This is a genomic window from Bacillus cereus group sp. MG1 (genome assembly GCF_040460035.1).
GTDB classification, from domain to species: domain Bacteria; phylum Bacillota; class Bacilli; order Bacillales; family Bacillaceae_G; genus Bacillus_A; species Bacillus_A cereus.
In genome coordinates this window covers 150569-165416 of sequence record NZ_JARVGY010000004.1, presented here as the reverse complement: position 1 = coordinate 165416, position 14848 = coordinate 150569, and the positions used below count along the sequence as shown (strand labels likewise).

Sequence of the window (14848 nt, the reverse complement as noted above, 5' to 3'; positions counted from 1 at the left end):
GGTATAAATGCTAACTTAAATATGTACATTAACGCTTGAATAAATATGTACATTTTCAATTGGATTCTCCATACTGACTCTGAGGTGGTTAGTATGTATATTAAGCTAGATATTCAAACAGAATTTGAGGTTAAAAGTCTTTCAGACTTACCAAATTTTAAAAAACTAATGGGGAACTTAAAAATGAAGATAAATAAAAGTCAATTAGCCAGAGAATTGAATGTGGATCGGCGTACCATAGATAAGTATTTGAATGGTTTTACACCAAAAGGGACAAAAAATAAAACATCGAAAATCGATACATATTATGAAGTGATTGCAGCTCTTTTATCTAGTGATTCTAAACAAATCTTCTACTACAAACGAGTGTTATGGCAGTATCTAACAGACAATCACGGTTTAAAATGTTCACAGTCTGCATTTCGTGCTTATATTAATAGAAAGCCTGAATTTAGAACATATTTTGATGAGGGGAAGCGTATTTTATCAGGTCATTCAGTGGGTGTCCGTTATGAGACACCTCCAGGAGAACAAGCTCAATTAGATTGGAAAGAAAGCATACGATTTGAAACCAAAAGTGGCGAAATCGTATATGTGAATGTAGCTGTACTTTTATTGTCCTACTCGAGATTTAAAGTTTTTCATTTGAATATTTCAAAATCACAAAGTGTTTTAATGTCATTTATGACAGAGGCATTTGAAATGTTTGGTGGTGTACCGAAGGTAATTGTCACGGATAATATGAAGACGGTAATGGATGAAGCTCGAACAGAACACTTTACAGGAACGATTAACAATAAGTTTGCCCAATTCGCTCAAGATTTTGGATTTAAGGTACAACCTTGTATCGCAGGGCGACCAAATACCAAAGGGAAAGTAGAAGCGCCAATGAAACTTCTAGACGAAATTCATGCTTATCAAGGAAGATTCACTTTTGAAGAATTACATGAATTTGTGCAAAAATTATGTGCAAGAATTAATCAAACATTTCATCAAGGGACTGGTAAGATTCCAGTGTTTGCCCTAAAACAGGAAAAGAATCTCCTACAACCACTCCCGAAGAGCGCGATAAGAGATTCCTATATGATTAAGCATAAACTTGTAAAAGTTAATACATCAGGCATGATATCTTACAAATCGAATCAATACTCAGTTCCAGCTGAATATCAAGGTAAAACCGTCGGTTTACAAGTATATGATAATCAAATATATGTTTATCATAACATGAAGTTAATTGTACAACATAAAATCAGCCAATCTAAGCTCAATTATAAAGAAGAACATTATAAAAAAGCATTGGCTAAGTCACTACCTAAATATCCGAACATTGACAATTTGGCGAAACAAAATTTATCAGTAATTGGTGAGGTATATAGAAATGAAGAATAGCTATCAACAATTAACAACAAACCTAGAGTATTTAAAATTAAAACAAATGGCACAACATTTAGGTGACGTAGTCGATTTTAGCATTAATAATGAATTATCCTTCGTAGAGACACTTGTTAAACTGACAAACTATGAGATTGATGTACGAGAACAAAATATGATTCATTCTATGGTGAAAATGGGCGCATTTCCTCATAGAAAGGAGGTTGATGAGTTTGATTTCGAATTCCAGCCGAGTATTAATAAACAACAAATCTTAGATTTTATTTCTCTACGTTTCTTAGAGCAACAAGAAAACATAGTATTTTTAGGACCTAGTGGTGTTGGTAAGACCCATTTGGCCACGTCTATTGGTATAGCAGCAGCTAAAAAGCGAACAAGTACTTATTTTATTAAATGTCATGATTTACTTCAAAATTTAAAACGTGCCAAGATTGAGAATCGCCTAGAATCTCGTTTAAAGCACTATACAAAATACAAATTACTTATTATTGATGAAATTGGGTACTTGCCTATTGATCCGGAGGATGCAAAATTATTCTTTCAATTAATCGATATGCGTTATGAAAAGCGTAGTACCATCCTAACGACCAATATCAACTTCAAGTCTTGGGACGAAGTATTCCAGGACCCTAAACTCGCCAATGCCATACTAGATCGTGTCTTACATCATGCCACGGTGGTCAGTATTGTAGGACAATCCTATCGAATTAAAGATCATTTTAGCAAAGAAAATGATTGATTTTGTACATGCTTAAACAAGCGAAAATGTACATGTTTATCTTGACATTTACAATAAGGTATTATATATACTTTGAGATTCAGAAGGTTTGAATAAGTTACGCTTTATATGCCGATATTTTGGTTCAACTAGAGTATCAAATGTGGAATATTTCTTTGCTATATAAAACCTTTACTTCTTAATCTTATATAAGCACAAAGTAAAACATAAGGGGATTTTTGAAAAAAGAGTATTATGGTCTAGTATAAAACTTGTATTTTAGAACTTTAAATATATTAAGATAATTCAAAGGGGAAAATAAAATCCAATAATCATTAAGATGGTAGTTTCTTTGGATTCGTTTCTTAAAATATCTATTTTTGATTTTCCTTATCTATTTTGTAATAAAACTTTTCATTAATAGATGAAAATATGTATGCTTTATTAGGAAATAATTAAGGTATCTTTTAATTATCTATAATTATTTGTTATAGAGGAATTAGATAATTGAAGTTCTTTTCATTTGGGAATACGGTGATAAAAAAGGAGGGACGGAGTTATAAGGATCAATAAGAATACATAATTAAATTGTTTTACAATAAAACATTCCATTCTCATTAATATTCTTATAATCACAAAAACCAAATGCTATAAAATGGATTGTTTGAAAAAGTTGTGAATATGCATATTTTTGGATGCGTTTACAATTATAATCATCATGATATCACTTCTCTTTTAAGAATGCGAAGTTTTGTCGTTATGTAAACATGGGTGCTCAAAACTTTACATTTTTTGTACAATATAAAATATTAAAATACAGTTGTACAGATAATTGATATTTCTTTATATGAAAAAATGCTTATAAATACTATGCAAAGCTAACGTATAATTTTTTAGACCTTATAGAATCAAATAAGAATAAAGATAGAAAATAAAATTGAAATACTAAGGCTAGCAAAGTAACGTGAGGTAATAGCATCTATTCTGAGTTTTGTAGTTAAATGTTACCTAGTGATAAGTAATTCAGTATTAAGGGAGGAGAAATGTAATGGATAAATTTATTACAGACTTAATACAAGATAAATCAATAATACGACAACTTCAAATTTTAGAAACCTTGATTGATAGCAATGAAATAAAGTCTTCCAAGGATTTATCACAAAGTTTAAAGTGTACAAGTAGAACAATAATAAATGACATTTCTCAGTTAAAACTAGCGCTTCCCGAAAATTGGGATTTAATAAGTGTTCAATCCAAAGGGTACCTATTAAAACGTGATTTTTCAAACGATTTCTCCGAATTAATTATTCCCTATTTAATGAATAGTGAACTTTATACAATATTAATCGGTATATTTAATCAAAAATATTATTCTTTAGAAAAATGGTCCCAGTTGTTATATCTAGATAAAATTACACTAAAAAAAATGCTGAAAAACTTTCGGAAGATACTTGTGAACTTTGGATTGGATTTTAATTTTAGAACGATTAAATTGATTGGCCAAGAAATAAACTTAAGATATTTTTATATAATGTTCTTTTATAATATCCAAAAGTATAAAGAAGTAATCAATTTAGATTCTAGATTACAAGAAAAAATTAAAAGCATTACTAGAATTCACAATGTAGAAATAGATTATAATATGCTAGCAGTTATTATTAGTGTATCTATAAAGAGAATTGCAAATAAACATTATATGTCAGAAGTTTTAGAGTTTCTTCCTATACTTGATACAAATAATTTAAATTGCATAAGTTCAATTATATGCGAATTGGAAATTTTCTTCAATATAAAATTCACAGAATATGAATTAAGTTATTTTAAGAATGCTTTTTCAATAATATTAGAATGGAACATTGAAGAAAAAAATAGGATCACAGATTATTATTATAAAATAAACAAAAAGACTTATGATAAAAACAAACATTTATTCCAAACAATATCTTCTGAAATAAATGTTTGTTTAGAAATAAAAGAAAAGATAAAACATGACTTGTATTTCAGGTTACATAAAATTTACAAGTTTCAAAAGTATGGTTTATCAATAGGCGCTTTTGGTAATGAATTTGACACTGTACATCATGAATTTTCAGAAGGACATAATAGAATTTATCCTCTTATTTCTTCTTGGAATAAAAAAATAAATAAAAGTAGATTAACTAACGATGAGATCAATTACATAATATACCATATTTTATTTATTGTCCATTCAAATCATAATAAAAAAGGATTGTTATTATTATCTGGTTCATCAGCTTTAAAGAAGTTTATTTATTATAAACTCAATCACGAGCTAGGTGATTTTGTAACACTACAACAAAAACCAGATTGTATGCATAAATTTGATGTTATTCTGACAAATTATCAAATCCCGAATACCCCAATACCTATAATTCGGATCTCAAACAAAACAATTCAAAAAGATTCAAGTTATGTTAGAAAAGTTTTATCCCCTTTTAACTAAACTTAAGGTTTTAGTTCTAAATAATGTATACTTTCCTTGTATGGAATAACTTATATGAAATCGATACTAGAAATTGATAACATGTATTTATTTTCAATTGAAGAACAGAATACTTATAAGACATAATTGATTTTTACGTATTGTTTGAAAGAATTCTCTTACCCCAAGTGCGTAACGATAGGTAGGAGATTCTTTTGGTTTGGCTTAGCCAAACAGCGCGTAATTGCATTTTTTATTTTCTTTATTATGTAATCAGTCATGCATAATGAAAATTTTGACATGTCAACAAAATTGGATTTTAAGAACGATTAAGTGTTCTTGTTATACTACCAATAGTGTATTGACGTGAAATACATAAATGATAATAATTTATCAAACTATGCAGACTTATTTTTCAGGTTATCCGTGAATTATAACATAACACTGCTAGTTTAGAATTATGCTGTTGTTTTATATTATTAATTCTACATATAACGATTAATGCTTTTGAATGCAATTTCTCGACTTAATAAATTAGATTTTCTCAAAGTGCAAAAACATCCATTGGTAAACACCTTCTGCCCATCTTAACTAAATATGAAAAAAATTGTGCAAAAAGAAATTGAAACAGTTATAGGATTATACTTTAGTTTTGAATATAAGAAAATTAATTAGGTTAACTACGAATTTAAATGTTACAGCTATTGAAGGACTAAAAATGAAAGATATGTTGCAATCAATTTATCTTAGAAAAAATGACACTGATAACGGTAGGGGAATGTTTACCTTATTTTAGTTTTTAAACTACACGAACAATGAAAATAATGTGTAAAAATTCACAAATAGATTCCCTCTACAAAAACATGTGGCAGCTGCGAGAGGAATATGTAATTTTCAGAAGGATTATATTTTTGTAAGTACGGTGTAACTTTCAATAGAGTCTGTAATGTAAATATCAACATCAAAGATGAACCAATATTTTTATCATTTTAGCCAAGAATTCTCTTTCCTCAAGGAGCGTGAAAGGATACAGTCCAGTGAGTATAGGTGGGAGATGAATTTTCTTCGAACAAGGGGTGGCTTCCTGCCTTGAAAAAAGAGCTTGTTTGGCTAAAAGAAGTGGATAGTATTGCGATTCAGTTTTCTGTTCGCAACTCTGTGGATGCTTTTACACGCTTTAAATCTAAGAAGAACAACGTACAATCTTATACGACAAAACAAACCAATGAAAACATTGGCGTTGTAGGAAACAAGATAAAGTTGCCGAAGCTAAGCCTTGTTTGATTTGCCAAAAGTCGCTAAGTAAAGGGACGTATTGTAAATGCTACAGTTAGACGGAATCCATTTGGTAGATACTTTGTGTCATTGTTAGTTGAAACAGAAGTTGGTGAAAGCAAAGCGTGTTCTTTCTAGAGGAATGAAAGGATCTTCCCACTAGAATAAACAGCGAGTAAAGGTAGATAGAATTCATGAATATATGGAAAATTATAAAAAACATTACCTGGACAAAAGCTCAACTGAAATCACCAAAAACCACTATGTTGTTGGTATAAAGGTTTTGCAAGTATCGAATATTTTAAAGAATCATAAGTTAGCAAAAGCCATTAATGAAGTATCATAGTCGCAATTTCGATCCTTGTTAGAATACAAAGCAAAATGGTATGGAAAATAAGTCATTGTTGTATCGAAAACATTTGATTCTAGCCAATTATGTTCTCATTGTGAATATCAAAACAAAGACGTTAGAAATCTAGACCTAGGTAAATGAGACTGTCCTTCTTATCTTACACGCTATAATGCGGATATTAACTCAATAAGCCATAAGGCTTCTAATCGCAAGGACTGCTGGGGTAGTTCAATAGCTCTGGTATAAATAGCAGTAAAATAACCTTTGGTACAATTCGATAGTTACTAGACGTAACGATTAGCCGAGAAATCCCCACTTTAGAGAGCACGTTAGGAGGTTAAGTGAAGGGTATTTCACAAATGATCGATTATATTTATAGGAAAAGGATAGATCACTTCATCTATAGATGAAATTATCTATCCTTTTATTTGTTAGATAGGAGATATAATTTACTCATAGCCCCAGAGAAAGTGTTAACAGGTGATAGCATCCAATTTTATAGTAAGGGAGGTTTTACTAAGTTCTAATAATTTTCTGGGTAATTAGTCCTTACAACGACTTACATTTAGGAAATTGCCTGTTAATAAAATTTATATAGTAAAGGAGTGCTTTAATGTAAAAAAATAGGGATAAATGAATTTTTGTGAATAGGAAGACCATTTGATAGGTAAATATTATAATTCAAAAAGTAGAATAAGCAAAATTGAGTAACACATTAATGATATAAACTAATTTTATACAATTGAAATTGATAAAAAGTTATGAGTGTTTAATAATCAGTAATTACCAATAAAGAATTAAGAATACAAGTTTACAAGAAATAAGTGTTACAAAAAATAGCTGAAAAGGAAGATGAACATGAACAAGAATAATACTAAATTAAGCACAAGAGCCTTACCAAGTTTTATTGATTATTTTAATGGCATTTATGGATTTGCCACTGGTATCAAAGACATTATGAACATGATTTTTAAAACGGATACAGGTGGTGATCTAACCCTAGACGAAATTTTAAAGAATCAGCAGTTACTAAATGATATTTCTGGTAAATTGGATGGGGTGAATGGAAGCTTAAATGATCTTATCGCACAGGGAAACTTAAATACAGAATTATCTAAGGAAATATTAAAAATTGCAAATGAACAAAATCAAGTTTTAAATGATGTTAATAACAAACTCGATGCGATAAATACGATGCTTCGGGTATATCTACCTAAAATTACCTCTATGTTGAGTGATGTAATGAAACAAAATTATGCGCTAAGTCTGCAAATAGAATACTTAAGTAAACAATTGCAAGAGATTTCTGATAAGTTGGATATTATTAATGTAAATGTACTTATTAACTCTACACTTACTGAAATTACACCTGCGTATCAAAGGATTAAATATGTGAACGAAAAATTTGAGGAATTAACTTTTGCTACAGAAACTAGTTCAAAAGTAAAAAAGGATGGCTCTCCTGCAGATATTCTTGATGAGTTAACTGAGTTAACTGAACTAGCGAAAAGTGTAACAAAAAATGATGTGGATGGTTTTGAATTTTACCTTAATACATTCCACGATGTAATGGTAGGAAATAATTTATTCGGGCGTTCAGCTTTAAAAACTGCATCGGAATTAATTACTAAAGAAAATGTGAAAACAAGTGGCAGTGAGGTCGGAAATGTTTATAACTTCTTAATTGTATTAACAGCTCTGCAAGCAAAAGCTTTTCTTACTTTAACAACATGCCGAAAATTATTAGGCTTAGCAGATATTGATTATACTTCTATTATGAATGAACATTTAAATAAGGAAAAAGAGGAATTTAGAGTAAACATCCTCCCTACACTTTCTAATACTTTTTCTAATCCTAATTATGCAAAAGTTAAAGGAAGTGATGAAGATGCAAAGATGATTGTGGAAGCTAAACCAGGACATGCATTGATTGGGTTTGAAATTAGTAATGATTCAATTACAGTATTAAAAGTATATGAGGCTAAGCTAAAACAAAATTATCAAGTCGATAAGGATTCCTTATCGGAAGTTATTTATGGTGATATGGATAAATTATTGTGCCCAGATCAATCTGAACAAATCTATTATACAAATAACATAGTATTTCCAAATGAATATGTAATTACTAAAATTGATTTCACTAAAAAAATGAAAACTTTAAGATATGAGGTAACAGCGAATTTTTATGATTCTTCTACAGGAGAAATTGACTTAAATAAGAAAAAAGTAGAATCAAGTGAAGCGGAGTATAGAACGTTAAGTGCTAATGATGATGGGGTGTATATGCCGTTAGGTGTCATCAGTGAAACATTTTTGACTCCGATTAATGGGTTTGGCCTCCAAGCTGATGAAAATTCAAGATTAATTACTTTAACATGTAAATCATATTTAAGAGAACTACTGCTAGCAACAGACTTAAGCAATAAAGAAACTAAATTGATCGTCCCGCCAAGTGGTTTTATTAGCAATATTGTAGAGAACGGGTCCATAGAAGAGGACAATTTAGAGCCGTGGAAAGCAAATAATAAGAATGCGTATGTAGATCATACAGGCGGAGTGAATGGAACTAAAGCTTTATATGTTCATAAGGACGGAGGAATTTCACAATTTATTGGAGATAAGTTAAAACCGAAAACTGAGTATGTAATCCAATATACTGTTAAAGGAAAACCTTCTATTCATTTAAAAGATGAAAATACTGGATATATTCATTATGAAGATACAAATAATAATTTAGAAGATTATCAAACTATTAATAAACGTTTTACTACAGGAACTGATTTAAAGGGAGTGTATTTAATTTTAAAAAGTCAAAATGGAGATGAAGCTTGGGGAGATAACTTTATTATTTTGGAAATTAGTCCTTCTGAAAAGTTATTAAGTCCAGAATTAATTAATACAAATAATTGGACGAGTACGGGATCAACTAATATTAGCGGTAATACACTCACTCTTTATCAGGGAGGACGAGGGATTCTAAAACAAAACCTTCAATTAGATAGTTTTTCAACTTATAGAGTGTATTTTTCTGTGTCCGGAGATGCTAATGTAAGGATTAGAAATTCTAGGGAAGTGTTATTTGAAAAAAGATATATGAGCGGTGCTAAAGATGTTTCTGAAATGTTCACTACAAAATTTGAGAAAGATAACTTTTATATAGAGCTTTCTCAAGGGAATAATTTATATGGTGGTCCTATTGTACATTTTTACGATGTCTCTATTAAGTAAGATCGGGATCTAATATTAACAGTTTTTAAAAGCTAATTCTTGTATAATGTCCTTGATTATGGAAAAACACAATTTTGTTTGCTAAGATGTATATATAGCTCAATTATTAAAAGGCTCTTAGAAAAAACGTATTTAAATTTAAAGTTAATGAATTGTAAGGAAAGGCACTTCATTCTCACCTCGTTATGTCATAGAAGAATTAGAATGTTTCCCAGAAATAGATAAATTATAGTTAGCGATTTGACAAACGAAAGAGAAATTCATTGTAGACAGTTTAGAATTACGCATTATAGATGAATAGTTTTATGCATAGTTGCTTTAAATGACACAGTATAAAAGATAAACATCACTCTTATAAGAGTGATGTTTATCTTTTATACTGTGTTCTAACATAAGTGTATAGAAAAACATAATAAAAGTAGGGGGGGAAGTGTAGAGGTAAATGAATATTTTTCAGTAGAAGTATAATATGATTTTTAGTCCTTACTAATATCAGACGAAATTAACTATCTCATAAGGCTTATATTGATGGAGGATTAAAGTGTTTTTATAACAATTGGTGAATAGGTAGCTCCTTCATTTATCATTTTAGCCAAGAAGATTCCTTCCTCAAGGAGCGTGAAGGGTCACAGCACAATGAGTAGGTTGGAGATGAATTGGCTTGTTCAACATACATAAATCGCGACTGCCTCTCTTTAGAATACACGTTCGGTGTATGGTAGCCATATACAGAAATGGAGGTGAATCAAATGATGATTAATAAAGCTTATAAGTTTTATATCTTTCCAAATCAAGCACAAGCAATTCTAATCAATAAAACGATTGGTTGTTCTCGCTTTGTATTCAATCATTTTCTTTCCTTATGGGATGACTTATATAAAGAGGCAGGAAGAGGTTTGACCTATGGTACATGTTCTGCCAAAGTTCCTGCCATGAAGAAAGAGTTTGTTTGGCTAAAAGAAGTGGATATTATTGTGATTCATTTGTCTGTTTATAATCTTGCAGATGCGTATACACGCTTTTTCAAAAAATAAAACAGCGCCTCGCGCTTTAAATCTAAGAAGAACAACGTACAATCATATACCACAAAATTAAACAAACGAAAACATTGCCAGTGTAGGTAAAAAATAAAGTTGCCGAAAGTCGCGAAGTAAAGGGACGTATTGTAAATGCTACAGTTAGACGGAACCCTTCTGGCATATACTTTGTTTCATTGTTAGTTGAAACAGAAGTACAAGAACTTCCGAAAACACATTCTTACATCAGAATGGATATGGGACTAAAAGATTTTGCCATTTTGTCAGATGGAACAACCTATAAAAATCCGTAATTTTTTCGCTCATTAGAAGCGAAGGTGGCGAAAGTACAGCATGTTCTTTCTAGAAGGACGAAAGGATCTTCTCGCTGGAATAAGCAGCGAGTAAAGGTAGCTAGGATTTATTAATAAATGGAAAAATATAGAAAATATTACTTAGACAAAATCTCGACTGAAATCATCAAAAACCATGATGTTATCGGTATAGAGGATTTGCAAGTATCGAATATGTTACAGAATCACAAGTTAGCAAAAGCAATTAGTGAAGTATCATGGTCACAATTTCAAGCCATGTTGGAATACAAAGCAAAATGGTACGGAAAACAAGTTATTGTCTTATCGAAAACAATTGCTTCCAGCCAATAATGTTCTTGTTGTGGATATCAAAACAAAGACGTTAAAAATCTAAACCTACGTAAGTGAGACTGTCCTTCTTGTCGTACACATCATGATAGGGATATTAACGCAAGTATCAATCTAAAGAATGAAGCAATATGACTTCTAACCGAAAGGACTGCGGAGATAGCCTAATCAATTAGAGTTCGATAGAATTCTTTACTTAGGAATCCCTCACTTCTAAATGAAGTGAAAGTGGGGGTAGTTCAAAAAAAGCATAGATATCTTCTTCTATAGGTGAAGATATCTATGCTTTTTCTTTTTAAATTAAAGATATACTTTACTCATACGGCAGGGAAAATTATTAACAGGAGATAATATCCAATTCTAATAATTGTATAAATAGTTTGAACATGTTTGAAAATTAACCAAACAATTTTTGTTTTGAAAAATGGATTCTCTAATACACCTGTTAATGTAACGTATGGAAAGGAGAATAGAAGCAGTTAAGAAAGCGGTAAATGGATGATTAACTAGATTTAAGAAAGATGAAGGGTAATTTTTGAGAAATAAAATAATCAACTGGAATGATTAGGAATTTCGGTATTGTGACAGTTTTCAAATTTTATACTAGTAATAAATAAATTACTTTTTGAAAGTAATATCATTACAAAAGGTACTTGGAATCTTCTTGCTTATTCCATGATTCCAAGAAAAATCGCCATTTACACACTAGTGGACCAAAATACAGAAACAAGCGAACATGCTAGATTTGCAAATAATGGTGGTGTCTCATCTGGTATATGCTGGGTATTACTGTAGATGATTTAGGGAGGAGCATGATGGATGGCTAAATGTAGGCTTTCATGTTTAAAGTATGATCCTTCCTATACCATATACAAATTATGCGTATAACAAAAGTGAGAATGATTCCTATGTTTAAGACTTAATTAATAATTATAATCAAAGTTAGAGTTGTAATTGTGGTTGTAAATAAGCACTTTCTTAAAAATATTCGTTATTATCAGGCTAATTTAGTATCTTTAATTTTAATATATTACTTAATATTTAAGGAGGAATTTTATATGAATAGTGTATTGAATAGCGGAAGAACTACTATTTGTGATGCGTATAATGTAGCGGCTCATGATCCATTTAGTTTTCAACACAAATCATTAGATACCGTACAAAAGGAATGGACGGAGTGGAAAAAAAATAATCATAGTTTATACCTAGATCCTATTGTTGGAACTGTGGCTAGTTTTCTGTTAAAGAAAGTGGGGAGTCTTGTTGGAAAAAGGATACTAAGTGAGTTACGGAATTTAATATTTCCTAGTGGTAGTACAAATCTAATGCAAGATATTTTAAGAGAGACAGAAAAATTCCTGAATCAAAGACTTAATACAGACACTCTTGCCCGTGTAAATGCGGAATTGACAGGGCTGCAAGCAAATGTAGAAGAGTTTAATCGACAAGTAGATAATTTTTTGAACCCTAACCGAAACGCTGTTCCTTTATCAATAACTTCTTCAGTTAATACAATGCAACAATTATTTCTAAATAGATTACCCCAGTTCCAGATGCAAGGATACCAACTGTTATTATTACCTTTATTTGCACAGGCAGCCAATTTACATCTTTCTTTTATTAGAGATGTTATTCTAAATGCAGATGAATGGGGAATTTCAGCAGCAACATTACGTACGTATCGAGATTACTTGAAAAATTATACAAGAGATTACTCTAACTATTGTATAAATACGTATCAAAGTGCGTTTAAAGGTTTAAACACTCGTTTACACGATATGTTAGAATTTAGAACATATATGTTTTTAAATGTATTTGAGTATGTATCTATCTGGTCGTTGTTTAAATATCAAAGTCTTCTAGTATCTTCCGGTGCTAATTTATATGCAAGTGGTAGTGGACCACAGCAGACCCAATCATTTACTTCACAAGACTGGCCATTTTTATATTCTCTTTTCCAAGTTAATTCAAATTATGTGTTAAATGGATTTAGTGGTGCTAGGCTTTCTAATACCTTCCCTAATATAGTTGGTTTACCTGGTTCTACTACAACTCACGCATTGCTTGCTGCAAGGGTTAATTACAGTGGAGGAATTTCGTCTGGTGATATAGGTGCATCTCCGTTTAATCAAAATTTTAATTGTAGCACATTTCTCCCCCCATTGTTAACGCCATTTGTTAGGAGTTGGCTAGATTCAGGTTCAGATCGGGAGGGCGTTGCCACCGTTACAAATTGGCAAACAGAATCCTTTGAGACAACTTTAGGGTTAAGGAGTGGTGCTTTTACAGCTCGCGGTAATTCAAACTATTTCCCAGATTATTTTATTCGTAATATTTCTGGAGTTCCTTTAGTTGTTAGAAATGAAGATTTAAGAAGACCGTTACACTATAATGAAATAAGAAATATAGCAAGTCCTTCAGGAACACCTGGTGGAGCACGAGCTTATATGGTATCTGTGCATAACAGAAAAAATAATATCCATGCTGTTCATGAAAATGGTTCTATGATTCATTTAGCGCCAAATGACTATACAGGATTTACTATTTCGCCGATACATGCAACTCAAGTGAATAATCAAACACGAACATTTATTTCTGAAAAATTTGGAAATCAAGGTGATTCTTTAAGGTTTGAACAAAACAACACGACAGCTCGTTATACGCTTAGAGGGAATGGAAATAGTTACAATCTTTATTTAAGAGTTTCTTCAATAGGAAATTCCACTATTCGAGTTACTATAAACGGTAGGGTATATACTGCTACAAATGTTAATACTACTACAAATAACGATGGAGTTAATGATAATGGAGCTCGTTTTTCAGATATTAATATCGGTAATGTAGTAGCAAGTAGTAATTCTGATGTACCATTAGATATAAATGTAACATTAAACTCCGGTACTCAATTTGATCTTATGAATATTATGCTTGTACCAACTAATATTTCACCACTTTATTAAAGTTTGAGGTTCTTATGTAAATATAAGTTTATAGTTTTTGATCTATCTACTAAAATTAAGTATATATAATGTATGGATGTTAGAGGTTGTCTTAAAGTAGTTGAATGATTACTCTGAGGCAACCTCTTTATTTTTATTCTTAGGAATTCACAAATAGTAAAATGATATTTCAGCTATACAAAAAAATAACCATAGATAACATAAAAGTTTTCAAAAATACAATTAAAAGGAATGAGATAATAAAAATACTTAAATTTAAAGAAATAACATTGCATACTATTATTAATTTTTTGTGACATTATTAAACCTCGGTACTGTTTCCAAATGAAAATATGAGTATTTATGTCAAAATTGCAATATATTTATAATCATAATATATGTTTGTGAATTAATAAACTAATTATTTTATGTGTTTTATGTTTAATTTAGTGAAAATTAGCTTTTAAATACTTATATATATATGATTATCATTAAGGAAAAACAAAATGATTTCTTAGTAGGACACTATTATGAGCTAAATTAATAAAAGTTATTTAGTAAAATAATTATGTGTAAGATAGGGGGAAGAATATAAGGTGAATTTTAACAAAAATATTATTAAATATGGATATGGATTTTAGCGATAACTGTAGAAATAGAAAATTTTACAGTGAAATAACTACTTACATTTATGAAACAAAGGGAGGACTGAGTTCTTAATATAGGGAAATAATCTCAGTATTTAGTTCAATTCTATGTTAATAATCTAGGGGAAATAGCTTACTTCGTATTGAAATTAATGTGAACGTGTAAGATTTTAAAT

General features: G+C 30.4%; 5 protein-coding genes and 2 pseudogenes. All 7 read left to right on the top strand.

The genetic code is table 11. The features are described 5' to 3' along the window. Window positions 1–93 precede the first annotated feature (93 nt). The 7 genes and pseudogenes from istA to cry2Ab all read left to right on the top strand — a co-directional run bounded on the left by istA (window position 94) and on the right by cry2Ab (window position 14046). Entirely contained in the window at window positions 94–1389 is a 1296-nt protein-coding gene (gene istA, locus QCI79_RS32350) for an IS21-like element IS232 family transposase (RefSeq protein WP_000275580.1), read from the top strand. Then, window positions 1379–2131, top strand: a complete 753-nt coding sequence (gene istB / locus QCI79_RS32345; protein ID WP_000798699.1) for an IS21-like element IS232 family helper ATPase IstB — start codon at window positions 1379–1381, stop codon at window positions 2129–2131. Before istA ends, istB begins: the two co-directional genes overlap by 11 nt. A 1027-nt stretch (window positions 2132–3158) precedes the next feature. Further along, window positions 3159–4574: an AcpB/EbpR/MafR family transcriptional regulator gene (locus tag QCI79_RS32340; RefSeq protein WP_021727664.1), complete on the top strand. Its 1416-nt coding sequence runs from the start codon at window positions 3159–3161 to the stop codon at window positions 4572–4574. A 1059-nt stretch (window positions 4575–5633) separates the two neighbouring features. Beyond that, window positions 5634–6318, top strand: a pseudogene (locus tag QCI79_RS32335) (zinc ribbon domain-containing protein); the annotation flags it as partial. 720 nt (window positions 6319–7038) lie between these two features. After that, on the top strand, window positions 7039–9408 hold the full coding sequence (locus tag QCI79_RS32330; RefSeq protein WP_001039073.1) for a vegetative insecticidal protein Vip3A family protein: 2370 nt from the start codon (window positions 7039–7041) through the stop codon (window positions 9406–9408). 749 nt (window positions 9409–10157) lie between these two features. Next, window positions 10158–11221, top strand: a pseudogene (tnpB, locus tag QCI79_RS32325) (IS200/IS605 family element RNA-guided endonuclease TnpB). A 923-nt stretch (window positions 11222–12144) separates the two neighbouring features. Beyond that, window positions 12145–14046, top strand: a complete 1902-nt coding sequence (gene cry2Ab / locus QCI79_RS32320) for a pesticidal protein Cry2Ab (protein ID WP_001089638.1) — start codon at window positions 12145–12147, stop codon at window positions 14044–14046. Window positions 14047–14848 lie beyond the last annotated feature (802 nt).

Excerpts from the sequence above, each read along its gene's own strand:
- QCI79_RS32330 (WP_001039073.1), top strand. The coding sequence starts at position 7,039 with ATGAACAAGAATAATACTAAATTAAGCACAAGAGCCTTACCAAGTTTT.
- istB (WP_000798699.1), top strand. The coding sequence starts at position 1,379 with ATGAAGAATAGCTATCAACAATTAACAACAAACCTAGAGTATTTAAAA.
- cry2Ab (WP_001089638.1), top strand. The coding sequence starts at position 12,145 with ATGAATAGTGTATTGAATAGCGGAAGAACTACTATTTGTGATGCGTAT.
- istA (WP_000275580.1), top strand. The coding sequence starts at position 94 with ATGTATATTAAGCTAGATATTCAAACAGAATTTGAGGTTAAAAGTCTT.
- QCI79_RS32340 (WP_021727664.1), top strand. The coding sequence starts at position 3,159 with ATGGATAAATTTATTACAGACTTAATACAAGATAAATCAATAATACGA.